We start from the raw sequence: 25,781 nt of genomic DNA, 5'->3' as shown, positions 1-25,781 counted from the left end.
TCATACATATGAGTTGAGAGGAGTGATGCAGAATGATGAATCTTTCTCCAGTTACGATAGAAGGACATACCTTTTTAGCCATATCCGTTGCACTGCCGAAAACCAACCTGCTTGTTGTCACTAGTGATAAGGGATATATCATGTGCGGGGCGCTGGATGTGGGGCTGCTCAATGAAAAGCTGAGTGACAGAGGAATCATTGCCGGCAGGGCCGTGGGTGTGAAAACAATCGACCAGCTTCTCGATGCACCGCTTGAGTCAGTGACGATTGAAGCGGAAAACCGCGGAATCCTGCCCGGTACCGTCGGCCGCGATGCGCTGTTGAAAATGCTATGATTTTAGTTGGATAAAGCTTCTGTGCCGGTTGCATGGGAGCTTTTTTGTTCTTTAGGAACCGGCGGGCGTCTTTTTATGGTGGAATTACGGCCGGGGAGGGGGTATTATCGGACACTAGAAAATTATATTATCAAAAACAGCCCGGTTATTATCAAAAATCATGATATATTATCAAAAACCAGCCATTTATTATCAAAAATAGAAATATATTATCAAACCCATTATTTTGTTTCCGTAAATACCTATTGCCGTATCGAACACCCCCCCCCAACAATTTTACCTTTTTACACATGAAAAGCACACAAAACAAAGTTCCACCAACACCAATTAAACTCCATTCCAAAAACAACCCCTAACAATATTCTTTCGTGAATATTTCCTGTTTTTTGCATAAATTCAGCTTGCAACCCACTTTTTATCCTTTATAATGGAGGTACTAGTAAAAAATGTCGAAAATTGAAAGATTTACATAGGAGAATTCTATGAGGCTGATATCAACTAGGGCTTTGAAGCCTGGAATGGTTATGGCGACAACTGTATATAATGTAAGGGGTCATGCACTGATCCAGCAGAACGTGGCAATTACAGAGCGGATGATTCACAGGCTGCAGGAGCTTAACATCAGGTATGTCTATATTGAAGATGCTTTATCCAACGGGATTAAAGTGACTGAATCGGTACCTGTCAAAGTCAGGCAGGAAGCGGTCGCCAATATAGAAGAAGTACTCAGCCGGATCAATGATGCCAAGATGCCCAGGAGTTTGAATGTCATAGAGGAAAGTGCCAGGCAGCTTAAGAGTATAATTGATGTCGTTTTGAAAGAAGTAAAAGGAAATGATGAACTGCTGACTGTCCTTACAGACGTCTTTTCCTATGATTCTTACGTATTTCATCACTCATTCAATGTGACGCTGTATACGTTATCGATCGGTATCGAATTGAATCTCTCACCGAAGCAGCTGGAAGAGCTCGGAATCGGCGCGATCCTTCATGATGTGGGAAAAATGCTGGTGTCGGAAGAGATACTCATGAAACCTGGAAGATTGACAGAAGAAGAATTTGTGGAAGTCCAGAAACATACCGAGCACGGTTTTGATATATTAAGAAAGCTGCAGACCATTTCCCTGCTGGTGGCCCACTGTGCTTATCAGCATCATGAAAGGCTGGATGGATCGGGTTATCCCCGCGGACTTAAGGGTGAAGATATCCATCCTTATGCAAAGATCATCGCAGTCGCTGATGTCTTTGACGCGATGACATCCAACCGGGTTTACAGGGAAGCCATGCTCCCTCATGAAGCGCTTGAAATCCTCTACGCTGGTTCAGGGTCCTTATTCGACCCGAATGTGGTCGAAGCGTTCAGGAGAGCGGTCGCGATTTATCCTAACGGGATGATCGTAGAATTGAATGACGGGAAAAAAGGGATTGTCACGGGTCAAAACAGAGGGGTGACGGACAGGCCCGTCATAAGGGTGATTGAAGAGAACGGAGAAGAGTTATATACTCCTTATGAATTGGACATGAGTACGGAACTTGATAAAATCATAACAGGTTTTGATGTCGACTATGAGCCGTCACCTAGTAAAATAAAATAAATTTTTTGCGTTAAACCCTCCTTAGGAAGCATAAGAATAGCTTGTAAGGGGGGATTTTTTTGTCTAAATTCAAAACACACACACCCCGAAGAGGAGGACCCTTGCCTTTTCGCCATGTGATGGTCATCACCATTATTTTCTTCATGTTTTCCACAGGGGCGGGTCTTTGGATCGTCAACCTGGGCTTGAAGCCGACCCTGCTTGCCTATGCAGAAACACAGACGAGCAGAATCGGGACGATGGTCATCAATAAAGCGATCAATAAAAAGGTGGCCGGATCAATCGAGTTGGAGGAAATAACAGAAGAAGTGAAAAATGCAGAAGGGGAGGTGGTCTCTCTCAGGTTCAATACACAGAATATCAACAGGGTTCAGGGAGAAATCACTAATTTGGTGCAGTTATATTTAAAGGATGCCGAGAAAGGGAATATCGAGAATCTCGAATACATCACGGATATTGATATAGACGAGGAAGGGACGAAAGCTGACGAAGGCATTGTCTATTCGGTGCCCCTTGGTCAGGCTACCAACAATGCATTGCTCGGGAACCTGGGGCCAAAAGTTCCCATCAGGTTCCATTCGATCGGGGACGTGCGTTCGGATATAAAGCACACGGTCGAGGAGTTCGGCATCAACAATGCCCTCGTCAAAGTATATGTCACGCTTACAGTCAACGTCCAGATCATCATCCCGTTTGCCACCAAAACCGAAACCATCAAACAGGACGTACTGATCGCCATGGATACCGTCCACCTCGATGTACCGCAATTCTTCAATAACAGCGGCGACGGTCCATCCCCATCCATCGAAATGCCGACGAATTGAAGCCGCCCGCGGAAAGCGAAGTCTTGCACAGAAATCAACTGCAGTAATATAAGCTGGAAAAACCTGCCCGTACCCCATCTCGAATTAAAAGTTGTCAAATAAGTGATAGTTTGATATATTTAAAAAGGAAATTTTAATATTATAACCACATCATCAATCCGATGGGGTAGAGGTGCAGGGTTCAAGAGTAAGCTGTTTGAGGATGACAACTGAGACAACAGATGAAAGGGAACCTTTGCCGAAGCAGATATGTTTGTCAAAAGCATATGTGCTGGGGTTATCTTGAAAAAGGGTAACACTGTCATTATGGGGGATACTCTATAATGGGGAGCTACAGATCGTGATGGAGCACTTACATTACTCATTAAAGGTAATGATAGGATCCTCTATCATTACCTTTTTTATATTCCTCTGTCATGCTAATGGTTCCCCCCTATCAAATAGGAGGAGGACATTATGGAAAACACGATTTATTCAATCATCCCGCCCCTTTTAGCCATCCTGATGGTTATTCTGACGAGACGCGTACTGCTCTCACTGGGTGTAGGGATCATCGCATCAGCACTTCTTATTACAGATTTCTCTATCACAGGTACAGCCGCTAAGATATGGGAAGCCGTCAAAGGAATTTTCGTCGCAGACGGCGGATTGAACACCTGGAATGTGTACATCATCTTTTTCTTATTGATTCTTGGCGTCATCACTGCATTCGTCAACATCTCAGGCGGAAGCCGCGCATTCGGCGAATGGGCGATGAAACGCGTAAAGACCAGGAGAGGCGCTCAGCTTCTCGCAGCCGTTTTAGGTATTATTATTTTTATCGATGACTATTTCAATGCGCTTGCGGTCGGACAGGTTGCAAGGCCGATCACGGACCGTCACAAAATTTCACGTGCGAAACTTGCTTATATCATCGATTCGACATCAGCTCCGGTCTGTGTCGTATCACCTGTATCAAGCTGGGGGGCATACATCATCGGGATCATCGGTTCAATCCTTGCCACTCACAGCATCACCGAGTACACGGCATTCTCTGCGTTCATTCAAATGATTCCGATGAATCTTTATGTCTGGGCAGCGCTTCTGCTTGTATTGGTTGTTGCGTTTAAAGGCTTTGATTTCGGTAAAATGAAAGAGCACGAAGACAGGGCAGTCACGACAGGGAATCTTTATGATCCCGATAAGGAAATCCCTGGTGAACTGAAAAATGATCTTCCTGTCAGTTCCAAAGGGACAGTCGGTGATCTGGCATGGCCGATCATTGCACTGGTCGCCGGAACAGTCGGCATGATGCTCTGGACAGGGTATAAGGCAGTCGGAGCTTTTGACATCATTCCTGTATTTGAAAACACGGATGTAACAAAGTCATTATTATACGGCAGTTTATTTGCACTGGCGATTGCGCTTATTCTTTTCTTCCGTCAAGTAAGCTTGAAGGGTGTGGAGGGGAGTGCAGTCGGTACAGCGGTAGTAGAAGGAATCAAATCGATGCTTCCTGCCGTGTATATCCTTATTTTTGCATGGGCCATCGTCACACTGATCGATGAGCTTCAAACAGGCACGTACCTTGCAGGGCTGGTTGAAAAATCAAACATGCCAGTCGAGCTGCTTCCAGTACTGTTGTTCTTGGTGGCCGGCATCATGGCCTTCTCTACAGGTACTTCTTGGGGCTCATTCGGAATCCTGCTTCCGATCGCTGGTGAAATTGCAGCGGCAACCGACGTAAGTGTATTACTTCCTGCGATGGCAGCCGTATTGGCAGGTGCTGTACTCGGAGATCACTGTTCACCGATTTCCGATACGACGATCCTGTCCTCGACAGGAGCCGGAAGTAATCACATCGACCACGTATTGACACAGCTTCCGTATGCTCTTATCGGAGCACTGGCGGCTGCAATCGGATATCTCGTATTAGGCTTCACAGGAAGCACACTGCTTGGTCTGATCGCAGTGGTTGTGATCATCGCGGGACTTGGTTTACTGAAAGGAAAGAAAACGGAATCAGCCGTTTCATAATGAAAGTACAAAAAAACCAGAGGCAGAAAGCTGCTTCTGGTTTTTTTGTTGGCTAACAGAAAAGAAAATAAGCCTTTAGCCCATATTCTACCAAAGATTCTTTTCTCATAAGAATAGGAGAAAAGGGGGCAGTGATATGCTGACAGAGGTGGAAGGCTTTAACGATTTGATCTATCCCGATGACTTGTTATCAATCATCATAAATGGTTTTAAACATTCGTCCAAGCCGAAGAAAGTGCTGATATTCGGAGCTGGACTCGCTGGTTTAACGGCTGCATCCCTGCTTAAGAGGGCAGGGCATGAAGTCAAGGTCCTGGAGGGGAATAACAGGGTGGGCGGAAGGGTTTATACAGTGCGGGAACCTTTTACTTCAGGTAATTACATTGATTTTGGAGCGATGAGAATTCCTGAGAACCACGCTTTGGTTTTTGAATACATCAAACGCTTTAACCTGCCGATAAACCCCTTCATCAATTCATCGCCGAAAGATTTGATCTTTGCGAACAATGTCCTTGTCACAAAACGGGACTATAAAAAAAATCCTGATATCCTGGGTTTTCCAGTTGAAGAACATGAAAAAGGGAAAACTGCCGCAGAACTTTTCCTTGAGTCGACGAGACCATTCTTAGATCTGTATATGAGCAGTACACCGGAAGAACAGAAAGCTTTAAGGGAGGAGTATTCAATCTACTCGATGGGCGACTACCTGGCTTCCAATCCGCTTGGAAAACCACTTTCCGACAGTGCCATCAGAAAAATAGGTGTCATGCTGGGCATTGAAGGATTCCCCGGTTTTTCGTTCATTGATATTTTAACCGATATCATTTACCCGATTTTCAGTGAGGAAATATCCTTTTATGAAATAACGGGAGGCAACGATCAGCTGCCCCGGTCTTTCATCAGTGAGCTGCAAAATGAGATCAAGCTCAATCGGAAAGTGGTGAAGATCATTCAGAAAGAAGATGGTGTCTGTGTACGAACGTTGAATCCCCTTTCAGGCAAGATGTCGAGTTACACGGCAGACTATGCTATTGTCACAATGCCGTTCACTGTCTTTCAGTTTGTGGATGTAGTCCCTCATGAATCAATTTCATTCAATAAATGGAAGGCGATAAGGGAAGTGAATAATGTCCAGGCAGTAAAGATCGGCATCGAATTTAAGACCAGGTTCTGGGAAAAAGCGGGATTTGGAAATGCCGTCACTGACAGCCCATTGAAGTTCAGTTATGTTCCGAGCCATGGCATCGGCTCAGGCGGCCCGGGGGTGATGCTTGCAAGCTACAGCTGGGGCAATGATGCTGTGTTATGGAATAGTCTGCCCGATGAAGAATTGGTGCGGATTGCTTTAAGGGATTTAGCCAAAATATATGGAAGCATCGTCTATTCTGAATTCATTCAGGCAGTATGGTTCAATTGGGGGCAAAATCCTTACTCAGCCGGTTGTTTCACATTATTTACGCCTCAGCAGCAGAAAAATTTCGATGAAATCTCGCGGGAACCGGAAGGGAGGCTACATTTTGCAGGGGAGCATACTTCTTCTTTCCATGGCTGGATGGAGGGGGCGATTGAATCCGGGGTAAGGACGGCTTATGAGATCCAGCACCGGCAGGATCCTTAACTTATTTAATAGAGGATGATAAAAAATATTCGACAAAAACCGCGCCGTATAGTCATTTTGGACCAATTTAAGTGCAAGTGCAGCTAAAACAACGAAATTTTGCTTTGACAATTGTCCTAGAACTAGCTATACTGACTTTAGATTAAATAATCTGAAAATAAAAAAATTTCAATTACCTTATTTCGGGTAGTTGGAAAGCTTGGGGGGACCAACATGGAAAAACGTGCCCAGTTTGGAACACGTGCAGGATTTATCCTGGCAGCAGTAGGATCAGCAATCGGGTTAGGGAACATTTGGCGTTTTCCGGCCGTAGCGTATGAAAATGGCGGAGGAGCATTCTTCATTCCTTATCTTTTTGCTCTCTTGACTGCCGGTATTCCTTTATTAGTATTAGAATTCACGATAGGTCATAAGTACCGCGGATCAGCACCATTATCTTACTTCCGCATGAACAAAAAGACGGAATGGCTCGGATGGTGGCAGGTACTTGTTGCTTTTGTCATCTCGACCTATTATGCCGTCATCATTGCATGGGCAATGTCTTACAGTGTCTTCGCCTTTAACAAAGGCTGGGGGGACGACACGGAAGGATTCCTGTTTGGGGAATATCTTAAGCTTTCTGTCGATCCTGGACAAACCGGCAGCATCGTAGGTGGAGTTTTCATCCCGCTGGTGCTTGTGTGGGTCATCACTCTCGGAATTCTGTTCAAAGGTGTAAAGAAAGGTATCGAAGTCGCGAACAAGATCTTTATTCCCGCACTTGTCATTTTATTCTTGATCATTGTGGTTCGCGCCTTGACTTTACCAGGGGCACTTGATGGATTGGATGCATTCTTCAAGCCGGATTTCAGTAAGATAGCCGACCCGGGGGTATGGGTGGCTGCATACGGGCAGATCTTCTTCAGCTTGTCAATCGCATTTGCCATCATGATTACGTATTCAAGTTATCTTCCGAAAAAATCGGATATTACCAATAACGCCTTCATCACAGGGTTCAGTAACTCAGGTTTCGAGCTTCTTGCCGGTATCGGTGTATTCGCGGCTCTTGGATTCATGGCTCAGTCCCAAGGAGTCGGAGTGGAAGAAGTGGTTAGCGGCGGAGTGGGCTTGGCATTCGTTGTCTTCCCTCAGATCATCAATGAATTCCCGGCAATGAATGGTTTGTTTGGATTCTTATTCTTTGCATCCCTCGTTCTTGCAGGGCTTTCATCACTGATTTCGATTTCAGAAACATATGTGGCTGCAGTTCAGGAAAAATTCGGATTATCACGTAATAAAGCCGTTGCGTTAGGCGGGGGTCTCTCAGCTGTTATCTCCCTTTTATTTGCAACGCAGGGCGGATTGTATTTCCTCGATGCTACAGATTACTTCATCAATCAGTTCGGTGTAGCGTTCATCGGCTTGGTGGAAGTCGTTGTGGTGGCATGGTTCCTGCGCAAGATCAATTCGTTCAGAGATCATTCAAACGGCATTTCTGATATCCAGCTTGGCGGCTGGTGGAAAGTCTGCCTGGGCGTCATTACTCCAATCGTGCTTGGCTGGATGATGTTTGGATTATTCAAGATGAATCTTCTGAAAGAGTTCGATACGGAAACCGGAAACTATGAAGGTTACTCAAATGCTTTCATCCTTTACAGCGGATGGTTCGTAGCAGCCTTCGCATTGATCGTCGGTGTGGCATTAACCTTTAAGCGCTGGCATTCAAAGACAGAAGCTGATAGCTATAAGGAGGTAAGCTGACATGAGCGGTAGTGCAATTGTAATGTTGGTTGTAGGTGTCGTCATCATTTGGGGAGGCCTTGCAGCAAGTATCGCAAATGCGGTATCAAAATCCAAAAAAGCATCCTGATTATAAGAGAAAGCAGTCGGTTGAAATGTCAACCGGCTGCTTTTTTGGTTTGTAAACCATATAGAGGGGATCCTGAATCCCCGCTTACCTCTTCCTGCTTTTCATTCGGTCCTGGCGCTCCCATTGACGCAGATGCGGATATGGATCGAACGACCATTCTGTCAATCCGTTATCCTTATACATACCGTAGTGGAGGTGAGGAGGGAATTTACCGGATGTTCCCGGCGGCCCGTATCCCGAGCTTCCCACTCCGCCGATCATCATACCCGGTTCAACGACCTGGCCGACTTTTAGATTTTCAGAAAAACCGCTTAAATGTGCAAAATAATGATAGGTATTATTGATGTCCCTTATCCCTATTCTCCATCCCCCATAGCGGTTCCAGCCTTTCATTTCGATTATTCCGTATGAGGTGGCTCTTACTGGTACGCCATAGTCTGCAAAAAGATCCGTTCCTTCATGGATCCGGCGTCCGCCCCAACCGCGTGCATCACCCCATGTATTCTTGTAGCTGTAGTTGAACCGCAGCGGCAGAGGGAAGGCTTTCTCATTGAGGTGAATCGTGCCGAAATGTTTATATATTTTGGCTTTTCCCATAATGATGCTGACTGTCTTATCGCGTTTATAATAATCCCATAAGGCCAACTTGAAGTTATCGCGGTCAATCCCGTACTGCAATACATAATCTGTAAAGGCGGCAAGGATGTCTTCATCGCTTTTGATGTTTGCCTTCCCGTCCATATCCCCGTCCCTGCCGAAACCATTAAATAAGGTGATCGTCCTCGGATTGTCATCTTCAGGATTTGGATTCAGGGGACCTGTCCATTTTTCGGGATCAATATAGATGGAAATGAAAGAAGTGGGCTTTTCTCTATCTTTCCGGGCAAAGCGCAGGCTGCGCTCATACTGATCGACTGCTGCAAGATAATACCAGGGAATATGAGTAAGTGCTTCACTTTTTTGAAATAATTCCATTCGTTTTGTGTGTATTTGCTCTTCTGACATCTTCTCTTCTGCATGTATCTTTAATGGAGCTGTAAAACCAAAGAGCAGGATCAGCGCGAGAATCGATCGTATATACAAAGTGAATCACCCCAACTTAGAGTTCTATCATTAGTTTGCGACAAGCATTTGGGATTCATAATCATCAATAAATGGTAAAAGGGTAACATGCTTGTTTTCATATTTTTAGTATGATAAAGTGACAAAAGGAGTATATTGATGATGGCTTTTTCTACATAGAATGAACGATCAGTAAGCGTTTCACTCTTACATAAGGCTGTTTTCTAATTACTGTTGCAACTCGTTCATGATTGCGGGGACTGAATAGTGCGTGTTTACGTGCTCTTTTCGAACTCAAGCTAATAAGAAAGAGGGACGTACATTGGAAAATACCCAAGTTCCTGTATTTTCCTGTCTGTAAGCAACAGTGTATGCGAAAAGAGCTTTGCCTAAATCAGAAATTGTTAGGATTGGAGATGAGGGGTATGACGAAGAAAGACGAATATATTCGTAAACCGGATTGGCTTAAAATCAAGCTGAATACGAATGATAACTATATGGGCTTGAAAAAAATGATGCGTGAAAAAAATCTTCATACCGTGTGTGAAGAAGCAAGATGCCCGAATATCCATGAATGCTGGGGAACCAGAAGAACCGCAACATTTATGATCCTTGGGGACATCTGTACACGTGCCTGCCGTTTCTGTGCGGTCAAAACAGGGCTGCCTAACGAACTGGATCTTAAAGAACCTGAACGCGTAGCCGATTCAGTCCAATTGATGAACCTTAAGCACGTGGTCATCACTGCGGTTGCCCGTGATGATCTGAAAGACGGTGGATCTCAGGTATTCGCTGAAACGGTGCGTGCCATCCGCCGTAAGAGTCCTTTTACTTCCATTGAAGTACTGCCTTCCGACATGGGTGGTGTGTTTGATAATATCAAGACATTGATGGATGCAAAACCGGATATCATGAACTACAATATCGAAACGGTGCGCCGGTTGACTCCAAGAGTCCGTGCACGTGCAACATATGACCGTACGCTCGAATTCCTTCGCCGTGCTAAAGAACTGAATCCTGATATCCCGACGAAGTCCAGCATCATGGTGGGTCTTGGGGAAACGAAGGAAGAAATTCTTGAGACTTTCGATGATCTTCGTGCCAACAACGTGGATATCGTGACACTCGGTCAATATCTGCAGCCGACAAAGAAACATTTGAAAGTACAGAAATACTATCATCCTGATGAATTCGCAGAGCTTCGTGAAGCAGCGATGGAAAAAGGATTCAGCCACTGTGAAGCCGGGCCGCTCGTGCGTTCTTCTTATCATGCCGATGAACAGGTTAATGCAGCTGCAAAAGCGAAACAGGCAGCAGGGGAAGAAGAGCTTAAACAACAGGTATAATAAAGCAAGGACTGACTTTTTAGTCAGTCCTTTTTCAAACTGCATCTAGTCCGTCATTGTCTCGGACTTATCAATGCGTTTTTGATTCGTTTTATTGATTTGATGAACGTCATCTTCAGCCATATATTGTTCGTCCTTCATCTCGCCGTTGGCATTTTCGCCGGTACTGACGTCTTCCCCCTGAGGAGAAGCCTTGAGCATTTGGTCGATCGTGTCATCTATGGACGTATTGACATTTTTGCTGTCGCTGTCCATTTTTGCCAGGTTCTCGACATTCTGCATCAAGTTAGGGTCATCCGTCACATAAACATGGTACCAGCGCGGAACGACTGACAATGCGGTTTTCTTCACTTGATCCGCAACATTGAATCGCTCATCCTTGCCTTTCTTATCCGTTTTATACGAAATCAACACTTCTTCATCCGTGACAAGTGTTGCGCAATCATCTACATTCGGTATGGCCACGCTCATTCTGCTGATGCTGTCGGCAACCTTCTCCCTGTCTAAGCGATACATATTTTTATTTGATATGGCCTGCCCCTGTACAGGACTTTTTTGCTGTCGGACATAACCGAAATCTTCTCCATTTTTCTTGGCATTGTTGCTGACATTCTCATTAAAAAGTTCTTCCTGGTCATTTACATTGATGGTATTGCCGTTATCATGGAACATTTCTTCGTTCGCAGTATCGATGCCGCTGCAGGCTGCACCAAACAATGAAAAGGTTAATACAGTCGTGCCGAGAATATATTTGTTCAATTAAAGCACCCCCTACTTGTTAGGGTGGCCAACTCAAATTATAATTTTTCATAGTAATTAATGGACAATCCGTTATAATTTAAAGTAAGGATAGGCATGAAAGAGGGTGGATGAAATGATTTGTGTGCAAAACATATGCTATGAAATCGTCGAGGAATCCAGGGACGGATTCAATGAGGAAGCATTCAAAGAACGGTACAGTGACATTTTAAATAAATATGACTATATCCTCGGAGACTGGGGATACGGGCAATTGCGCCTGAAAGGTTTTTTTGATGATCAAAATCAAAAGGCTTCGTTCGATACGAAAGTAAGCACCCATAAAGATTATCTTTATGAATACTGTAACTTTGGCTGCGCCTATTTTCTTTTAAAGAAAGTAAAAAAGTAAGAGGGGGAGGGGACATCTCATCGTGAAGAGATGTTCCCTTTAATTATTTGTTTTCATTCTCCGTGTAGGGTGGTTCTTCATTACGGTCTGGATCGGCGTGAACGGGGTGTGCCCCAGGCTCCTGGCGCGGGATATCCTGGTGCAGGGTTTTATTTTCATAATTGAACGCACTGTAATATCGCTGCCCTTCTTCCCATTCCGTACTCTTGTTTTCAACAGGAGAGTATTTACCCCGCGGTGATCCGTAAGGCCCCTCAGGAAGTGTCTCCGGTACAAGGAAGTTGTCTTGAGTCTCTACATTTGAGAAATCACTGTATACTTCTTCTTCTTTGTCGCGATGTTCTTCTTTCATCTTATCTCCCACCTTTCATAAAAGTAGTATGTGAGGGGAGGGAGATGTTCATTCCCGCGATGTTAAAGAATCGTTTCGCTCAAAAATTCTCGCAGTTCTGCTGCTTCTTCTTCCGTAAGCTTATATACGCTTTCCAGGTAGCCCGGCTCATCCAGGTCATCGCGTCCGATGATGGCGAAGCGGCTTCCCTGCAGGTCGAGTACGAGCGATTTCCCATAATATCTTTCGGTTTGTGTAATGGCCAGGTCATAGCGCTGGTTTTCACCCATAAAACTTACAAACCTCGTCTTTGTCTGTTCAGTATCGTCATATAAATAAAATCGTTCTGTCATTACGATTTCCTCCTTTGATTCTTCACCTTTCTTCATCATAACAAACTTCTGGCCGGGTTTGCAGTGAAGATACCGCTATATAGACCGCCCGAAAATTATGTTAAACTATAAGTGGATGTTATTCAGAAGAGGTGAACGGAATGTATTTCGTGGACAGAGAAAAAATTGAAGAACGGCTGGTGTATATGAATGACCAGTTAAGCGTACTTAATGCAGGTTCCAAGTGGGAATCCACCATTGAAAAGCTCGCCCTTGAGAGGATCGGGCATACCCTGATTGAGACGGTCCTTGATGTAGGGAACAGCATGATTGACGGATTCATCATGAGGGATCCCGGCAGTTACGAAGATATCATTGATATTCTGCTTGATGAAAAAGTCATCAGCACGGAGATGAACAAGGACCTTAAACGATTGACTGAAGAGCGCAAGACTCTCGTACAGGAGTATACAAGAGTCGATTGCGATGAGCTGTATGGGATCCTGACTGAAGTTAAACCTACACTCGAACAATTCCCGGTTCATATCCGCCGCTACCTGGAAAACGAACTCGGACCCGTATCAGCTTTTAAAAATTAATACATTCAAAAGCGCTTTCTTTCAGGAAAGCGCTTTCTAATTGCGCGGAGATAATTTAATGCTACACACTAATACCAATAATATGGAGGTACATCATGAAACAATACAAAGGTTATTTAATCGATCTTGACGGAACTATGTACAAAGGGACCGAAGTCATAAAAGAAGCCGGGTATTTTGTGCGCCGCCTGCAGGAAAAGGGGCTGCCTTATCTATTTGTGACCAATAATTCTTCACGCCGCCCTGAACAAGTGGCTGAAAAGCTACAGGCATTCGGGATCCCGGCATCAAGAGAACAGGTATTTACCACCTCAATGGCCACTGCCCAATTCATTGCTGACAAAAAGCCAGGCAGTACAGCTTATGTCATCGGGGAAGAGGGGATCAGGTCTGCTCTTCAGGAAAAAGGCATCACGCTTCAGGACGAGGATCCCGACTTTGTCGTTGTAGGGATCGACCGTGATATCAATTATGAAAAACTTTCCCTTGCCTGTCTCGGGGTACGTAATGGAGGGACATTCATTTCAACAAATGGGGACATCGCCATCCCGACAGAAAGAGGTCTTTTGCCTGGAAATGGATCGTTAACTTCCGTTGTGACGGTATCGACTCAAGTACAGCCGATTTTCATCGGGAAGCCGGAATCAATCATCATGGAGCAGGCATTGGAAGTACTGGGAGTTTCAAAAGAAGATACATTGATGGTCGGCGATAATTACGATACGGATATCAAAGCAGGAATGAATGCAGGTCTGGATACCTTATTAGTGCATACGGGAGTGACAACGAAAGACATTTTGGAGAAGAAGGATGAGCAGCCTACTTATGTGGCCGATACGCTGGATGAGTGGGATGTATAGAAAGGGTCAGGGTGATGGACACTTAGTCTATCGCCGTTTTATTATGACTTTAAAAATGGGATTCGAACATTTCCAGGTTAGACATATCTTTCCTAACTAGGTAAAATAGAACAGGGAAATGAAAGTTATTTCCTGAATTCTTTAAAAAAGGGGTGTAAAGTACATTAAATCGTAAAATGAAGTTTTAATTATGCTGTGTAGGGTAGAAAGGGAACAAGGATATGTATGCATATCCTATCCTATTGACTCTGTTAGCCGGGGAAAATGCATAAAGGTAGTGTGAAATATGAGTATTACTGAGTTGGTTGGAAAAAACATCAGAAGGCACAGGCGCGCAAAAGATATCACGATTCAAGAACTCAGCAAGAGAAGCGGGTTGACTGTAAACTATATCTCTTTAATTGAAAAAGGAGATGCAAATGCATCTATAAACAAGATTCATGCCCTGATTCAAGGATTGGGACTGCAGTGGGAGGATATCATTCCCACTCGCGAAGAAGAGATGACGCTTCGGGCCCCTTCTTCTGACGAGTTGACGGAATGAGGTTTCTCTGAGACATCTCCAGCTTGATCATTTGGATGAATTCTTTGTCAAGTTGTAATGCATTTGCTTTTTTAAACGCTTCTACCAAGGTTTCATCACTGAGTAGTTTGATCTTACATTCACCTCAGTCCGATTCATTGTTGCGACCAATGAACAGGAGGAATTAGCCGTACTCGTGATAGCCTTTATAAAGTGGAAAAGTCATAATATTACAATTATATTTTTAATAATTACAACTATATTTGTAATTATATCGGATATTTTTTGTGTGTGCAACTTTAAAGTGCTGAAAAAAGAAAAATTTACCAAACGAAAAACAGACCTCCAAAGAAGGAGCGTCTGTTTTTCGTTTGTACTTATTGCTGTCCTTCATTCCGATGGGCAAGCCGGCTTGAGGCAGCTGCAGCAATGGCGCCGACGATATCATCCAGGAAAGTATGGCACATGCCGGAAGATTTATCATTCAGCTTTTGCAATATGCCTGGTTTTTGTTTATCGATGAAACCGTAATTCGTAAAGCCGATTGATCCGTAAACATTCACGATTGAGAATGCAAGAATTTCATCCACTCCATATAAGCCTTCATCCACTTCTACAATTGCCTGGAGCGGTTCTTCAAGCATTTTCTTTTCTGCCAGCCGGTCCAGTTGTATCCCCGTGAGAATGGCATTTTGGACTTCCCGCTTCGTCAGGACCCTTTCCACGTTATAAATGCATTCTTCCAGTTCCAGGTCAGGATGGTATTTCTGCTGAAGGTACATAACTAATTTGGCGATGTCTTCAATTTCGACCCCTCTTTCATGGAGCCATCTCCTTGAAGTCTCTTTTAATATGTCCATTGATTTTTTGTCCTTCATCCTATTCACCTTTTCTGTTTATAAATAGTATTCAAGCAGCAGAGCCTTGTTTTTTACTCATATGATTCCATTTTGAAAAATAGACATAATAATAGCTTCTATCCCCATTCATGCCCATCAGTATAAGGTGATATTCCTTGAAAGGGACGAATTCATATAAATATGCAGATACGAAGGCAGCGGCTGCGGGAAGGTTGCCGCTTTTATACAGATAGGAGAGGGTACTATGTCATATGACCTTTTAGCAAAACATTTCGGTTTGACACCCGAGCGCGCTTTCTTTGACGGTGTGATGGACCGCTACATGGCGGGCGGATTATTATATAGTATTGTCAGCGTTTCTAATGTGGAACAGGAAACATTGGTCGAAATGTATAAATTGACGGAGCATATGAAGACACAGGGAGACCGCTATGTTTCATCGTTTGTCCAGAGTAAGGAAGGGCGTTTTCTTGTAACGGAAAAAAATCAGGATTTTGTGGTGGTCAGAAATGAAAATCTGCCTCCTGTTGCTGACGGCAAAATAGGCAGGAAACTAGGGAAGTTCCATTTCCGCGGAAGGCTTTTCGAGGAAAAGGTGGAGAAGATCAGCAGGATGGGGCAGTGGAAAACGTTATGGGAAAGAAGGCTCTCACAGCTCGAAAAAGCCTACTACTCGGTGATTGAGAACCAGCCCGCAGATGAGTTTGAAAAAAGATTTGTAGAAAGCTATCCTTATTACAATGCATTATCGGAAAATGCCATTCAGTATCTGGTCGATACAGAACTTGATGAAGACCCTAAACCTGAAGATGCAGGTACCATCTGTCACGAACGTTTCCAGAACACGACCTGGGGCACAGAAAGCTGCATTCATTTCCCGTTTCACTGGGTATTTGATCATGCAAGCAGAGATCTCGCTGAATGGATCAGGGAACAATACCACTTGAAGAACCAGACCTTCCATCCCGGTCTGCAGGAATTCTTAAGGGAATACGGATCAGTGGCACCGCTCTCGCCATTTGGGTGGCGTCTGCTGTATTCAAGGATCCTGTTCCCCCTCCATTATTTTGAATGTATAGAAGAGTACTATATTTCACAGTCCGACGGGCAAAAGAAAGCCGCAGAGGATAAGCTTGATCGCTATTTGAAAAACTCCAATCATTATGAGGCCTTTTTATCTGACTTTTATCACCTGTCAGAGGTTCCGGTGAAAAAATGGGGAATCCCATTGGTAGGCTGGCTTTAAATCCTTATCCCCCTTCATGAAAACCCTTTTATGATACACTAAAAAGAAACATGAGTGAAGGAAGGGAAAAGGATGAAACCATCTATATTTATCACGAGGAAGCTGCCCCAGGCTGTCATCGAGCCTTTGAATGGGGAATACCAGGTAGAAATGTGGGAGAAAGAAGACGTGCCGGTTCCCAGGGACTTCTTGTTAAAGAAAGCGGGGAGTGCCTCTGCTTTGATCACCATGCTGTCGGATCAAGTGGACGGGGAACTGCTTGAACATGCTCCCTCCCTGAAGGTGGTTGCGAACCTTGCAGTCGGGTACGATAATATCGATCTTCATGCCGCAAAAGAAAGAAGCGTCATCATATGCAATACACCCGATGTCTTGACTGATACAACGGCTGATTTGACCTTTGGGATATTGATGGCGGCCGCCCGCAGGATCGTCGAGGCAGATCGCTATATAAAGGAGGGCCGATGGAAAAGCTGGTCCCCGCTCCTTCTTGCCGGGTCGGACATCCATCATAAAACGATTGGGATCGTCGGTATGGGGAGCATAGGCGAAGCGGTGGCAAAAAGGGCGAAAGGATTTGATATGAACATCCTTTACCATAACCGTTCAAGAAAGCCGGAAGCTGAAAAAATGCTGGGTGCTGCATATGTGTCGTTGGATGAACTCCTGGCCCAATCGGACTTTGTGGTCGTCCTTGCACCGCTGACGCCGGAAACGGAAGGTTTATTCCAAAAAGAACAATTCCAGGCTATGAAAAAATCTGCCTTTTTCATCAATGCTGCACGCGGTGCGATTGTGAATGAAGAGGCATTGACAGAAGCGCTTAAAAAAGGTGAAATCGCAGGAGCGGGACTCGATGTGTTTGTTAAAGAGCCAGTCGATTCCGATCACCCTCTCCTGCATCTTGACAATGTGGTCGCACTGCCGCACATCGCCAGCTCGTCGATTGAAACCAGGACGGCTATGATGAATCTGTGCGTACAGAATGTAATGGCTGTTTTAAAAGGGGACGAGCCCCGTACCCAGGTGAAATAACATATAAAAAACACGCATGGCGTCATGCGTGTTTTTTCGTTCCTTATGCAGGAACCGACTCTTCTTCCACAGCCTTATAATAGGGAGCAAGCGACTGCCGCTCAATCTCTTTAAGGAATGCTGGTGCAACATCATAAAGAATCGTGCGGGCAAACTTCCATGCATTTTCCTCAATCCGAAGCATTAAGCGGCTTCTTTCTTCTATATCAGCTTCATCCAGTCTGCCGGCCAGTACCTCCAGCTCCTTGTCGTGGGCATGGCCCAATTCATGTGCAAGGACTACTCTAAAATATTCAGGCAGGCATTCAGCTTTCCCATACATCCTGAAGCATTGCTCGGTGACATTATCAGTGAACATCGTAATCGAGTGGGTGCTCATGCTGTACTTCCCGCCTACAAGGCGCTTTCCTGGAAAGGTACGCTCCAATATCACATTCAATTCAGAATCCAAACGGCCTAACAACTCATCGACTATCTGTTGATATCTCTCTTTAGTCACTTTCTCACTTTCTCCCCTTAAAAAACAAATCTGAATCATTATAAGATGTATATGAAAAAAAGAAAACGGCATGCATTAAAAATATGCTGGAATTGATGGTGTTTATTGGTTATTATGCCCGATTGAAGGCCTGGGCATTCACCGGGGGAGAACTTTGAGGGCATAAAAAAGATGACTCAAATGCATGAGTCATCAAGTAAGTTTGAATTAGAAAACTTGTTCTACTTCTACGATTCCCGGTACTTCTTCGACTAGTGCGCGTTCGATACCGGCTTTAAGTGTAATTGTTGAACTCGGGCAGCTTCCGCATGCGCCTAACAGACGCAGCTTCACGATGCCGTCTTCCACGTCAACCAGTTCACAGTCCCCGCCATCGCGAAGTAGGAACGGACGTAATTTATCTAGTACTTCCTGTACGGAATCAAATTGTGCTTGATCAGCCATCATTATCTACTCCTTTCCTTACTCTCTATTATAATGACATATCTGTAAAAAATCTATCAACCCGCAAACAATTGGGAATTTCTTTTTTGGGGGTGACACAGTTCTTAACACCGCTGCCCGATTCCGTGAAAGACTTCGCTTCTGCGGGCAGCCCGTGAGCCTCTTGATATGAACGAAACTGTCAAAATACTCACCCAAACTAATTTTTGTTTTTAGGCAACCTAAAATAGAGAAGCTCTTTTTGACTTCTCAACTTTTTTGATTCCTCTCATCGACGCTAATGATTTCCGTGCAAAACTTCGCTTTCCGCGGGCGGTTGGTGAGCCTCCTCGGCTTCGCCTGCGGGTTAGAAAAGCGGAAGGGCTTTGGTCAGAGGCGGGTGGCACAAGGCGAATCGTCCACGAAGGCGTTCTTTGCCTTCTTGGGCAAGTTGACTTATGTCATGTGCCTCTAAGCCGTGGAGCTGGACAAACAGAAAAGCGCAGGCGGCTCGCCCAGAGGCGACAAGCATAAGGCGAGCAAGCCGGAAAGGCGCTTTTTGCCTTTCTGGATTGATTGTCTTATGACCTCGAGCCTCTAGCCGCCGGAGCTGGACAAGTCTCACCTAACACGCTTTTCCCGCAGGAGTCTACGTTTTGCACTACAATCAATCGCTGGATCCGGTTATGAAAATGGATAAGTGCACACCATTTCATCCTGAAAAGGTGGGGTGCCAAATATTTATAGTCTTTAATCCAACCTTTTTTTGGTGTTTTCGTATAAAGGTCCGGTCCACTATCCTCATTTATCAAAAACTTGCTGTGAAACCTCATTTTTATTTCCACTTTGCTAATTTTTTTGTAGAATGATGGTATGAGGGGAAATGAAGGGGGAGATGAGTATGGAACGTAAACCGGTTGAGATTCATGTGTACGGGGCTGAGATCATTTGTCCGAGTTGTGTGAATATGCCGTCATCTAAGGAAACTTATGAATGGCTTGAGGCTGCAGTGGGCCGCAAATATCCGGATCAGCCATTCATCATAAAATATATAGACATCTACAACCCGCCGGAGGATGAAGCCGTCAGAAGCTTCGCCGAAAGAGTGATTGAAGAGGATATGTTTTATCCGGTTGTCCTCCTGGAAGGCAACGTGGTCGGGGAAGGGAATCCCCGTTTGAAGACAATTTACACGGAGCTTGAGAAGTATGGGTATAAGGCTGTTTAATTAAGAGTATAGAAGACTTTCCTTTTAGGGAGGGTCTTTTTTGTTAATAAGCAAACAAAAAAGAAACCGCCGGTCAGAGGCGGTTTCTTCGTCCATTCATCCATTATGATACTTGTACATCCATAAAACACCTGATTTTAGAAGGCGCGCGACGCGTCCTGTGATGGAGCGCTCGTTCACCAGGCCGAATCCGTGCTTTTTACCAAGTGAGCCAAGAATCCCCTTCAGTTTGATCTTGGGCAGTTCTTCCGGCAAAGGCTCATCCTTCCAGCGCTTCAACAGGATCTGGACGATTTGTTCCGCCTGTCCCTCTGCCAGCTGTGCACTCGGCGCCTGTGGGAGGCTCGCGCAGTCCCCGACGACATAGACATGTTCATCGTCCGGAAGGTTATGATATTTAGAAATTACAACGCGGCCGCTTGAGTCTTTTTCCACTTCCATCTCACGGACAACGCGTGTCGGCTGTATGCCGGCGGTCCAGACGATGGCATCGCAGTAAATCTGTTCTTCGTGGTTATGAAGCGTGTTGGGCTCTACTTTTGTGATATTTGAATTATTCACGATTTCTACATTGTTTTCTTCGAACCAGCCGTGTACATAAGAGCTCAAGCGTTCCGGGAACGCATTCAGGATCCGGGTTCCGCGGTCAAAGAGCTTGATCTTAAGATCGGAGCGGCTTTCACGCAGTTCACTGGCAAGCTCGATGCCGCTGAGTCCTGCCCCGACGATCCCAACGATTGAGCCGGCGGGAAGATTATTAAGTGTTTGATAGGTCCTCCGCGACTTGTCGATCGTTTGGATGCTGTATGTGAATTCATCGGCACCGGGCACATTATGATATTTATCTTCACAGCCGAGGCCGACGACAAGGTCATCGTACGGAACGGCATCCTGGTCCTGAAGATGAACAAGCTTATTTTTTGTATCAATCTTTGAAATCTCTCCGTACACATAGGATAATCGATCATGCTCCGGGAAAGATACGCGTACATGGTGATCGGATATCGTGCCTGCTGCCAGAGCGTAGTACTCCGTTTTCAAGCTGTGGTAAGGATTGCGGTCAATTAACGTAATGGATACATCATCCGGGAGTTGGTTCGGTAACAAGCGGAGAAGGACTCGCATATTGCCATATCCTCCGCCAAGCAGCACTAGTTGTTTCATGATCATTTCCCCTTTTTGGCTCTCAGCAATTTTGATAGCGTATTTATGTAAGGATCTCTACCTGGTAGAGTCAGGGCTCTACCTTGGTAAAGGTAAAAGGACGGGTGTCCTGAAAAGTAAGCATTTTCAATATGATTCACATTTAGAACATTTATTCAATAAATAAACCTATTAACATTAAAAGTATATCGAAATAACCTCGTTTTCACAACAGAAATAAGGGAAATAGTTCACAATCTGTTATACGGATATACCATGCGCAATGATTGACGGGGGAAATAAAAAAAGGTAGCATTACAGAGAGTAGAGAGGTGATGAAATTGCTGCCTATTATCGAATTTTGCATCAGTAATTTAGCGAGCGGAGCGCAAAAAGCGCTTGAAATATTAGAAAGAGATCCGAATCTCGATGTCATCGAGTACGGCTGCCTGGGCTACTGCGGTAAATGTGCTTCATCTTTTTACGCATTAGTGAATGGTGAACCTGTCGAAGGGGATACACCAGAAGAATTGGTGGAAAATATCTATAAGCACCTAGAAGAAAATCCGATGTTTTAATATGCAGAAGCTGATCCTTTGGGTCGGCTTTTTTTGTTTTCAGGAAGGAATTGGAAGAGTTATGGTGAATTAGAAAAGTATGATAAGGAAAGGGTGAGGATATGAGTGTTTTCCTGGGTGTCATGCAGACCAACATAATGGTGACCAATATTGGGGCAGCTAAGAATTGGTACAGTGATGTACTGCAGTGTAAAATAGAAAAAGATTACGGTAAGACGGTCGTACTTTCATTCGGAAGGGGTTCTCCCTTAGGGACCCTTTGTTTAATTCAAGACAAAGAAGCAGCAGGTAAAAATCATTCAACTTATCCTGTGCTGCAAATTTCTAGGAAATACAAAGGTACTCTCTATGACAAGCTGCGCGAAAAAAAGGTCAAAGTAGAAGAGGCCCCGGCTCACCAAAGCCACTTTAAGTTTTTTGACCCAGATGGTAACATGCTTGAGGCTTACAGTCCAGGCATATATGAAGAAAGCTAGAGCGGCTGCTCCGGCTTTCTTTTTTTAGCTTATTAAGCGGGGGTGTTCCGTTTCTGATCCTTGTAGCTCTCCCTCATTTCATGCCAGCGTTCCCTGGCCATTTCCACAATCTTCGGCTCAGTTGAAAGATGCTGTTTTTCAATTACTTTTGAAAGATATTTTACAGCTTCATCAACTTTATCCTGACGGCGGAGGAGTTCTGCAATCAGATAGAGAAGTTTCGTTTCGGACATAGCTGTCCCTTTGAAATCATCGTTCAAATAGGACTCGATATATTCATGGGTGGCCAGATTGATGAATCTTCTTTCCTGTTCTGCCTGATTGAGTTTTCGGTACAGCCATGCCGTCCGCAAATAGAGTCCGGCAACCATGATTTTCTTTTCCTTTTTAATCAGTGCGCAATAGGCAGCGAGTTTGTATGTTTTGATTGCATCTTCCAAAGTACGGATATCGCCGTAGTCCTGGGGCTCCCATTGCCGGCTGATTTTCTTCTCGAGGTCTTTTTTTAATACCGGTACAATGTATTTGCTGAATTCATCTGTAAAAGAAAATCCGCATCGGGGGCAGACGGTTACATTGTAGAGTAAAGGGTTGATTTCATTAGAGCTGTATAGGGGACAGAAGTCGCTTTCATGGCCTTTGACTTTGACGAAACGGGAGCGGATTTTGGTAGTGGAATAGGAATGCCTGCATGCGAGGCATTGGATTTTTTTATCGTAGTAAGGAGTTACTTCAGTCATCAATCTCACCTTGTGAAGGGGACTATTTTCCTTATTATACCTTGTTTGAGCGCGTGGAGACTAGTCTTTTCTTCAGGGGAGTGGTTGATTGTTGGGTACTTATACTTGGTGGGAGGGCGGGGGCTGGGTGCCAGGCACAAAGGGGTTGATTTGAGCCAGGCATCATACCACCGGCACCGTCAACAAATGAAATTAATTCAGAAGGGGCAGATGTCATTCACATAGTTCCCATCTGTTGAGTAGTAAAATAGAAAGGAGTATACTAATAGTAAGAAGAGAAAAGGTTGGAGGTGTAGTGAATGAGTGAAGTTGTAATTCTTACGGAAGCTGCTGCCCTTCAGATTAAAGATATGATGAAGGAACATGATGAGGCAGATGCCATGCTTCGCGTATCGGTTAAAGGGGGAGGCTGCAGCGGCCTTTCATACGGAATGGGTTTCGAACATGAGGTGCAGGAAGGCGATGAAGTCCTGGAACAGTTCGGACTGAAGCTGGTTGTTTCAAAGGAAGATGCACCCATTCTAAATGGTACAAAAATTGATTATAAGCAGTCCATGATGGGTGGAGGCTTTACGATCGACAATCCGAATGCAATCGCTTCATGCGGATGCGGATCCTCGTTCGTGACAGCGACGAATAAAGGGACTCCTGAGAACTGCTAAAAGATAAATGAAGAAGGACCCTCCCGATTCCCGGGAGGGTCCTTTTTTTGGTTTTATACCCTTGTCAAAGCTTCTTCAATCGGTGTTTCACCGCTCAGTATTTCAAATACCTTATGGTTCGTATCCGGTGCAGTCAACGATTCCACCAGAACCTTGGCCACATCTGCACGCGGGATGTCACCGCTTTTGTCTTCTATTGATGACTGTGCGATTATTTTTCCTTTCGCATCATCATGTGTCAGTGCACCGGGACGGACGATCGTATAGTTCAGTCCGCTTTCTTTTAGATGTACATCTGCATCATGCTTCGCCTTTAAGTACACTCCCATGCCTTCCGGCGCGTTTTCCGGCTGGTCGGCACCCATCGAACTGAGCATGACAAAGCGTTCGATGCCTTTTTCCTTTGCATAGTCGACCGCTTTTTTTGCACCTTCCTGATCGATCGTGATGGTTTTGTCTTCTCCTGTTTTGCTGCCGCTTCCGGCAGCAAAAATAACCGCATTCACGTTTTCAAGTGCATAAGAAAAGTCCTGTTCAAGATCGGCAACAATCGGTCTGGCGCCGAGATCCTCCATATCTTTAGTCTGTTCCGCTTTACGGATCATCGCTTTGGAAATGTGCTGTGTGCTGTTCTTCAGTTCTTCCAATACCAGTCGGCCGGTATGGCCGTTTGCTCCAATAACAAGTACATTCATCTTTATTCAACATCCTTTGTAAGATTTTTGCCTTTATTATTGGTCTACCCATTCCTTGCTAAAATAAACAAACGGTTAGGTTAGCCATCTGAATTCTCTATTTTCTGCCGATGATTTGAGTCGGCAAAATAAAAACACTTACTTATGTTAAATATCGTGGTATGACCTTTAATCACCGCTAATGATTTCCGTGCAAGACTCCGCTTTCCGCGGGTAGCCCGTGAGCCTCCTCGTCACTGCGTTCCTGCGGGGTCTCACATAAGCTACTCTTCCCGCAGGAGTCTGCGTCTTGCACTCCAATCAAACGCTGGAATGAGCTAAATAACTAAAGGTTTGTTTGTAAAAAACTATAAAAACCCGAACTAATTTGAAATAGTTCGGGTTTTACTTTACTAAAGTAATCTATCCTAAATTCTTTCTTTCTGATCAATCCGTAAACATCGATGTACTGTGCATCGGCTGGACCCGTGCTTTTGGATCCATGTAGGCTTTTGCGTTGTTGACGGCGGTAGGGGCTTCACCGAAGCCGCTGGCAATCAGTTTTACTTTTCCGTCATACGTCGAGATATCCCCGGCTGCATATATGCCTTCTATGTTCGTTTCCATACGGGAATTGACGACGATGGAGTTTTTCTCGATTTCGAGCCCCCAGTCTTTGATGGGGCCAAGAGAAGAAACGAATCCGAAGTTGACAATCAGCTCGTCGATATCCAGAATTTCCTTTTCATCCCCGCGGACTTCTTCAAGGATCAGCTGATGGATTCTTGATTCGTCCTCGACGATTTCAGCTGGTACGTACGGAGTTTTGAGTTCGACTGATGAATTGTGCAAATTCTCCACACTGTGTTCATGGGCGCGGAATTTATCCCTTCTGTGGATGAGATAGACCTTTTCTGCAATCGGTTCAAGCATGAGCGCCCAGTCGACCGCAGAATCACCGCCGCCGCAGATTGCGACTTTCTTTCCTTTGAATTGTTCCATATTGTCGACAAAATAGTGAAGATTCTTTCCTTCATATTGAATGGCATTTTCCAGCTCAAGGCGTCTCGGCTGAAATGCACCGTTCCCGGCCGTGATGATAATCGTCTTTGAATAGTGAACTTCTTTATCAGTAGAGAGCTTGAAACAGCCGTCTCCCTGTTTTTCCACTCCTTCAACTGCCTGCTCAAGGCAGATCGTGGTTTCGAACTTGGCCATCTGTTCCTTGAGGTTGTTTACAAGGTCCTGAGCCTTCACCTTGGGGAAACCGGCCACGTCATATATGTATTTTTCGGGATAAAGGGTGGATAGCTGACCGCCTAATTGCGGCAGACTTTCGATGATCTTTACTGAAGCTTTTCTCATCCCGCCATAGAAAGCAGTGAATAACCCTGTCGGGCCTCCTCCTATGATCGTAATATCGTAAACCTTTTGGTCTTCCTTCAAGTAGATCCCTCCCAAATTAAGTTCCTTCTCAATAACTTTATTCTATCATAGAGGGTTCAATCCTTCCCAAAATTTAGATTGTTTTTTGGAATGTTCAGTTATTAACGGTGGAGGTATTGTCGCAATTTTCCCAAGAATGATTATTTATCCGTAATACCTTGAAAAGATGAGGTAAAAAGAATATTATGTAATGTAGGCATATTGTTAAGAATTTATGACAATTTTTGCGTTCTGGAATAGTACGTGAAGAATGTCACAAACTTATTTTTTGTTTTTATTTTATTCTTTATTAATCACTTTCTGTTCTACAGAAAAATCCCGCTCCATTTGT

The 25,781-nt window shown here is 44.6% G+C and carries 30 protein-coding genes and 1 riboswitch; of the genes, 18 read left to right on the top strand and 12 right to left on the bottom strand.

What is annotated here, in order from left to right; translation table 11 throughout:
* Positions 1-32 precede the first annotated feature (32 nt).
* From BHE18_RS21280 to BHE18_RS21245, 7 genes are all read left to right on the top strand, one after another.
* A complete protein-coding gene (locus tag BHE18_RS21280; protein WP_071620481.1) occupies positions 33-335 on the top strand; it encodes a YunC family protein in 303 nt (100 codons plus the stop codon).
* A 482-nt stretch (positions 336-817) separates the two neighbouring features.
* On the top strand, positions 818-1,930 hold the full coding sequence (locus tag BHE18_RS21270) for an HD-GYP domain-containing protein (RefSeq protein WP_071620479.1): 1,113 nt from the start codon (positions 818-820) through the stop codon (positions 1,928-1,930).
* Between the two features lie 101 nt (positions 1,931-2,031).
* Positions 2,032-2,754 (top strand): sporulation protein YunB, encoded by a 723-nt coding sequence (gene yunB, locus BHE18_RS21265; protein WP_235860408.1) that lies wholly within the window; start codon positions 2,032-2,034, stop codon positions 2,752-2,754.
* 159 nt (positions 2,755-2,913) lie between these two features.
* A riboswitch (Lysine riboswitch) is annotated at positions 2,914-3,096 on the top strand.
* 114 nt (positions 3,097-3,210) lie between these two features.
* A complete protein-coding gene (locus BHE18_RS21260; RefSeq protein ID WP_071620477.1) occupies positions 3,211-4,770 on the top strand; it encodes a Na+/H+ antiporter NhaC family protein in 1,560 nt (519 codons plus the stop codon).
* Positions 4,771-4,906: 136 nt separating this feature from the next.
* Positions 4,907-6,388, top strand: coding sequence for a flavin monoamine oxidase family protein (locus BHE18_RS21255; RefSeq protein WP_071620476.1), 1,482 nt, complete (start codon positions 4,907-4,909; stop codon positions 6,386-6,388).
* A 213-nt stretch (positions 6,389-6,601) separates the two neighbouring features.
* Positions 6,602-8,128, top strand: coding sequence for a sodium-dependent transporter (locus BHE18_RS21250; RefSeq protein WP_071620475.1), 1,527 nt, complete (start codon positions 6,602-6,604; stop codon positions 8,126-8,128).
* Between the two features lies 1 nt (position 8,129).
* Positions 8,130-8,237, top strand: a complete 108-nt coding sequence (locus BHE18_RS21245; protein ID WP_071620474.1) for a methionine/alanine import family NSS transporter small subunit — start codon at positions 8,130-8,132, stop codon at positions 8,235-8,237.
* Between the two features lie 84 nt (positions 8,238-8,321).
* Here the strand turns inward: BHE18_RS21245 and BHE18_RS21240 are convergent, their stop codons facing one another.
* Positions 8,322-9,314 (bottom strand): M23 family metallopeptidase, encoded by a 993-nt coding sequence (locus BHE18_RS21240; protein ID WP_071620583.1) that lies wholly within the window; start codon positions 9,312-9,314, stop codon positions 8,322-8,324.
* 410 nt (positions 9,315-9,724) lie between these two features.
* Between BHE18_RS21240 and lipA the strand changes: the two genes are divergently transcribed.
* Positions 9,725-10,645: a lipoyl synthase gene (lipA, locus tag BHE18_RS21235; protein WP_071620473.1), complete on the top strand. Its 921-nt coding sequence runs from the start codon at positions 9,725-9,727 to the stop codon at positions 10,643-10,645.
* 45 nt (positions 10,646-10,690) lie between these two features.
* Here the strand turns inward: lipA and BHE18_RS21230 are convergent, their stop codons facing one another.
* Positions 10,691-11,404 (bottom strand): YhcN/YlaJ family sporulation lipoprotein, encoded by a 714-nt coding sequence (locus BHE18_RS21230; RefSeq protein ID WP_235860406.1) that lies wholly within the window; start codon positions 11,402-11,404, stop codon positions 10,691-10,693.
* Positions 11,405-11,519: 115 nt separating this feature from the next.
* Between BHE18_RS21230 and BHE18_RS21225 the strand changes: the two genes are divergently transcribed.
* Entirely contained in the window at positions 11,520-11,795 is a 276-nt protein-coding gene (locus BHE18_RS21225) for a YutD family protein (protein ID WP_071620472.1), read from the top strand.
* Positions 11,796-11,838: 43 nt separating this feature from the next.
* Here BHE18_RS21225 and BHE18_RS21220 read toward each other — a convergent pair whose 3' ends face one another.
* The gene (locus tag BHE18_RS21220; protein ID WP_071620471.1) at positions 11,839-12,147 is read right to left on the bottom strand and encodes a cytosolic protein; all 309 of its coding nucleotides are present in this window, start codon (positions 12,145-12,147) and stop codon (positions 11,839-11,841) included.
* A gap of 62 nt (positions 12,148-12,209) precedes the next feature.
* Positions 12,210-12,479, bottom strand: a complete 270-nt coding sequence (locus BHE18_RS21215; RefSeq protein ID WP_071620581.1) for a DUF3055 domain-containing protein — start codon at positions 12,477-12,479, stop codon at positions 12,210-12,212.
* Positions 12,480-12,619: 140 nt separating this feature from the next.
* On the opposite strand from BHE18_RS21215, the gene BHE18_RS21210 reads away from it, so the two are divergent.
* The 3 genes from BHE18_RS21210 (at position 12,620) to BHE18_RS21200 (ending at position 14,461) form a co-directional block, all read left to right on the top strand.
* Positions 12,620-13,057, top strand: a complete 438-nt coding sequence (locus BHE18_RS21210) for a DUF86 domain-containing protein (protein ID WP_071620470.1) — start codon at positions 12,620-12,622, stop codon at positions 13,055-13,057.
* A gap of 95 nt (positions 13,058-13,152) precedes the next feature.
* Positions 13,153-13,917, top strand: coding sequence for a TIGR01457 family HAD-type hydrolase (locus BHE18_RS21205; RefSeq protein WP_071620469.1), 765 nt, complete (start codon positions 13,153-13,155; stop codon positions 13,915-13,917).
* Between the two features lie 286 nt (positions 13,918-14,203).
* Entirely contained in the window at positions 14,204-14,461 is a 258-nt protein-coding gene (locus BHE18_RS21200; RefSeq protein WP_071620468.1) for a helix-turn-helix domain-containing protein, read from the top strand.
* Here the strand turns inward: BHE18_RS21200 and sda are convergent.
* Both sda and BHE18_RS21190 read right to left on the bottom strand, forming a co-directional pair.
* On the bottom strand, positions 14,397-14,573 hold the full coding sequence (gene sda / locus BHE18_RS22775; RefSeq protein ID WP_083573924.1) for a sporulation histidine kinase inhibitor Sda: 177 nt from the start codon (positions 14,571-14,573) through the stop codon (positions 14,397-14,399). The genes BHE18_RS21200 and sda overlap by 65 nt on opposite strands.
* A 244-nt stretch (positions 14,574-14,817) precedes the next feature.
* The gene (locus tag BHE18_RS21190; RefSeq protein ID WP_071620467.1) at positions 14,818-15,318 is read right to left on the bottom strand and encodes a phosphatidylglycerophosphatase A family protein; all 501 of its coding nucleotides are present in this window, start codon (positions 15,316-15,318) and stop codon (positions 14,818-14,820) included.
* A gap of 226 nt (positions 15,319-15,544) precedes the next feature.
* Between BHE18_RS21190 and yutH the strand changes: the two genes are divergently transcribed.
* Together yutH and BHE18_RS21180 are read left to right on the top strand one after the other, a co-directional pair.
* Positions 15,545-16,546, top strand: coding sequence for a spore coat putative kinase YutH (yutH, locus tag BHE18_RS21185; RefSeq protein ID WP_071620466.1), 1,002 nt, complete (start codon positions 15,545-15,547; stop codon positions 16,544-16,546).
* A 72-nt stretch (positions 16,547-16,618) separates the two neighbouring features.
* On the top strand, positions 16,619-17,581 hold the full coding sequence (locus BHE18_RS21180) for a 2-hydroxyacid dehydrogenase (RefSeq protein ID WP_071620465.1): 963 nt from the start codon (positions 16,619-16,621) through the stop codon (positions 17,579-17,581).
* A gap of 43 nt (positions 17,582-17,624) precedes the next feature.
* Here the strand turns inward: BHE18_RS21180 and BHE18_RS21175 are convergent, their stop codons facing one another.
* Both BHE18_RS21175 and BHE18_RS21170 read right to left on the bottom strand, forming a co-directional pair.
* Positions 17,625-18,080: a hypothetical protein gene (locus BHE18_RS21175; protein ID WP_141771959.1), complete on the bottom strand. Its 456-nt coding sequence runs from the start codon at positions 18,078-18,080 to the stop codon at positions 17,625-17,627.
* Between the two features lie 207 nt (positions 18,081-18,287).
* Complete coding sequence (locus BHE18_RS21170) at positions 18,288-18,524, bottom strand: NifU family protein (RefSeq protein ID WP_032086472.1); 237 nt, start codon at positions 18,522-18,524, stop codon at positions 18,288-18,290.
* Between the two features lie 880 nt (positions 18,525-19,404).
* Between BHE18_RS21170 and BHE18_RS21160 the strand changes: the two genes are divergently transcribed.
* Positions 19,405-19,731: a YuzD family protein gene (locus BHE18_RS21160; RefSeq protein ID WP_071620463.1), complete on the top strand. Its 327-nt coding sequence runs from the start codon at positions 19,405-19,407 to the stop codon at positions 19,729-19,731.
* A 96-nt stretch (positions 19,732-19,827) separates the two neighbouring features.
* On the opposite strand, the gene BHE18_RS21155 is transcribed toward BHE18_RS21160, so the two are convergent.
* The gene (locus BHE18_RS21155; RefSeq protein ID WP_071620462.1) at positions 19,828-20,895 is read right to left on the bottom strand and encodes an NAD(P)/FAD-dependent oxidoreductase; all 1,068 of its coding nucleotides are present in this window, start codon (positions 20,893-20,895) and stop codon (positions 19,828-19,830) included.
* A 314-nt stretch (positions 20,896-21,209) separates the two neighbouring features.
* Between BHE18_RS21155 and BHE18_RS21150 the strand changes: the two genes are divergently transcribed.
* Together BHE18_RS21150 and BHE18_RS21145 are read left to right on the top strand one after the other, a co-directional pair.
* Positions 21,210-21,452, top strand: a complete 243-nt coding sequence (locus BHE18_RS21150) for a YuzB family protein (RefSeq protein WP_032086469.1) — start codon at positions 21,210-21,212, stop codon at positions 21,450-21,452.
* Between the two features lie 101 nt (positions 21,453-21,553).
* On the top strand, positions 21,554-21,928 hold the full coding sequence (locus tag BHE18_RS21145; protein WP_071620461.1) for a VOC family protein: 375 nt from the start codon (positions 21,554-21,556) through the stop codon (positions 21,926-21,928).
* Between the two features lie 32 nt (positions 21,929-21,960).
* Here the strand turns inward: BHE18_RS21145 and BHE18_RS21140 are convergent, their stop codons facing one another.
* On the bottom strand, positions 21,961-22,668 hold the full coding sequence (locus tag BHE18_RS21140; RefSeq protein ID WP_071620460.1) for a DUF2225 domain-containing protein: 708 nt from the start codon (positions 22,666-22,668) through the stop codon (positions 21,961-21,963).
* A 299-nt stretch (positions 22,669-22,967) separates the two neighbouring features.
* Here BHE18_RS21140 and BHE18_RS21135 point away from each other — a divergent pair, with 299 nt between their 5' ends.
* Complete coding sequence (locus BHE18_RS21135; protein ID WP_032086466.1) at positions 22,968-23,330, top strand: HesB/IscA family protein; 363 nt, start codon at positions 22,968-22,970, stop codon at positions 23,328-23,330.
* 53 nt (positions 23,331-23,383) lie between these two features.
* Here the strand turns inward: BHE18_RS21135 and BHE18_RS21130 are convergent, their stop codons facing one another.
* Both BHE18_RS21130 and yumC read right to left on the bottom strand, forming a co-directional pair.
* The gene (locus tag BHE18_RS21130) at positions 23,384-24,025 is read right to left on the bottom strand and encodes an SDR family oxidoreductase (protein ID WP_071620459.1); all 642 of its coding nucleotides are present in this window, start codon (positions 24,023-24,025) and stop codon (positions 23,384-23,386) included.
* 426 nt (positions 24,026-24,451) lie between these two features.
* Positions 24,452-25,450 carry a ferredoxin--NADP reductase 2 gene (yumC, locus tag BHE18_RS21125; protein ID WP_071620579.1) on the bottom strand — a complete coding sequence of 333 codons (999 nt, stop codon included), beginning with the start codon at positions 25,448-25,450 and terminating at the stop codon, positions 24,452-24,454.
* Positions 25,451-25,781 lie beyond the last annotated feature (331 nt).

Origin of the sequence: Rossellomorea aquimaris (genome assembly GCF_001877785.1) — a bacterium.
Taxonomy (GTDB): domain Bacteria; phylum Bacillota; class Bacilli; order Bacillales; family Bacillaceae_B; genus Rossellomorea; species Rossellomorea aquimaris_A.
The sequence above is the reverse complement of the archived record's forward strand: the minus strand, read 5'-3'. Positions and strand labels throughout refer to the sequence as shown.

What these genes read in the sequence shown, in the direction of transcription:
- BHE18_RS21280 (WP_071620481.1), top strand. Translation starts at nt 33, where the DNA reads ATGATGAATCTTTCTCCAGTTACGATAGAAGGACATACCTTTTTAGCC.
- BHE18_RS21270 (WP_071620479.1), top strand. Translation starts at nt 818, where the DNA reads ATGAGGCTGATATCAACTAGGGCTTTGAAGCCTGGAATGGTTATGGCG.
- BHE18_RS21260 (WP_071620477.1), top strand. Translation starts at nt 3,211, where the DNA reads ATGGAAAACACGATTTATTCAATCATCCCGCCCCTTTTAGCCATCCTG.
- BHE18_RS21255 (WP_071620476.1), top strand. Translation starts at nt 4,907, where the DNA reads ATGCTGACAGAGGTGGAAGGCTTTAACGATTTGATCTATCCCGATGAC.
- BHE18_RS21250 (WP_071620475.1), top strand. Translation starts at nt 6,602, where the DNA reads ATGGAAAAACGTGCCCAGTTTGGAACACGTGCAGGATTTATCCTGGCA.
- BHE18_RS21245 (WP_071620474.1), top strand. Translation starts at nt 8,130, where the DNA reads ATGAGCGGTAGTGCAATTGTAATGTTGGTTGTAGGTGTCGTCATCATT.
- lipA (WP_071620473.1), top strand. Translation starts at nt 9,725, where the DNA reads ATGACGAAGAAAGACGAATATATTCGTAAACCGGATTGGCTTAAAATC.
- BHE18_RS21225 (WP_071620472.1), top strand. Translation starts at nt 11,520, where the DNA reads ATGATTTGTGTGCAAAACATATGCTATGAAATCGTCGAGGAATCCAGG.
- BHE18_RS21220 (WP_071620471.1), bottom strand. Translation starts at nt 12,147, where the DNA reads ATGAAAGAAGAACATCGCGACAAAGAAGAAGAAGTATACAGTGATTTC.
- BHE18_RS21215 (WP_071620581.1), bottom strand. Translation starts at nt 12,479, where the DNA reads ATGACAGAACGATTTTATTTATATGACGATACTGAACAGACAAAGACG.
- BHE18_RS21210 (WP_071620470.1), top strand. Translation starts at nt 12,620, where the DNA reads ATGTATTTCGTGGACAGAGAAAAAATTGAAGAACGGCTGGTGTATATG.
- BHE18_RS21205 (WP_071620469.1), top strand. Translation starts at nt 13,153, where the DNA reads ATGAAACAATACAAAGGTTATTTAATCGATCTTGACGGAACTATGTAC.
- BHE18_RS21200 (WP_071620468.1), top strand. Translation starts at nt 14,204, where the DNA reads ATGAGTATTACTGAGTTGGTTGGAAAAAACATCAGAAGGCACAGGCGC.
- BHE18_RS21190 (WP_071620467.1), bottom strand. Translation starts at nt 15,318, where the DNA reads ATGAAGGACAAAAAATCAATGGACATATTAAAAGAGACTTCAAGGAGA.
- yutH (WP_071620466.1), top strand. Translation starts at nt 15,545, where the DNA reads ATGTCATATGACCTTTTAGCAAAACATTTCGGTTTGACACCCGAGCGC.
- BHE18_RS21180 (WP_071620465.1), top strand. Translation starts at nt 16,619, where the DNA reads ATGAAACCATCTATATTTATCACGAGGAAGCTGCCCCAGGCTGTCATC.
- BHE18_RS21170 (WP_032086472.1), bottom strand. Translation starts at nt 18,524, where the DNA reads ATGGCTGATCAAGCACAATTTGATTCCGTACAGGAAGTACTAGATAAA.
- BHE18_RS21160 (WP_071620463.1), top strand. Translation starts at nt 19,405, where the DNA reads ATGGAACGTAAACCGGTTGAGATTCATGTGTACGGGGCTGAGATCATT.
- BHE18_RS21155 (WP_071620462.1), bottom strand. Translation starts at nt 20,895, where the DNA reads ATGAAACAACTAGTGCTGCTTGGCGGAGGATATGGCAATATGCGAGTC.
- BHE18_RS21150 (WP_032086469.1), top strand. Translation starts at nt 21,210, where the DNA reads ATGAAATTGCTGCCTATTATCGAATTTTGCATCAGTAATTTAGCGAGC.
- BHE18_RS21145 (WP_071620461.1), top strand. Translation starts at nt 21,554, where the DNA reads ATGAGTGTTTTCCTGGGTGTCATGCAGACCAACATAATGGTGACCAAT.
- BHE18_RS21140 (WP_071620460.1), bottom strand. Translation starts at nt 22,668, where the DNA reads ATGACTGAAGTAACTCCTTACTACGATAAAAAAATCCAATGCCTCGCA.
- BHE18_RS21135 (WP_032086466.1), top strand. Translation starts at nt 22,968, where the DNA reads ATGAGTGAAGTTGTAATTCTTACGGAAGCTGCTGCCCTTCAGATTAAA.
- BHE18_RS21130 (WP_071620459.1), bottom strand. Translation starts at nt 24,025, where the DNA reads ATGAATGTACTTGTTATTGGAGCAAACGGCCATACCGGCCGACTGGTA.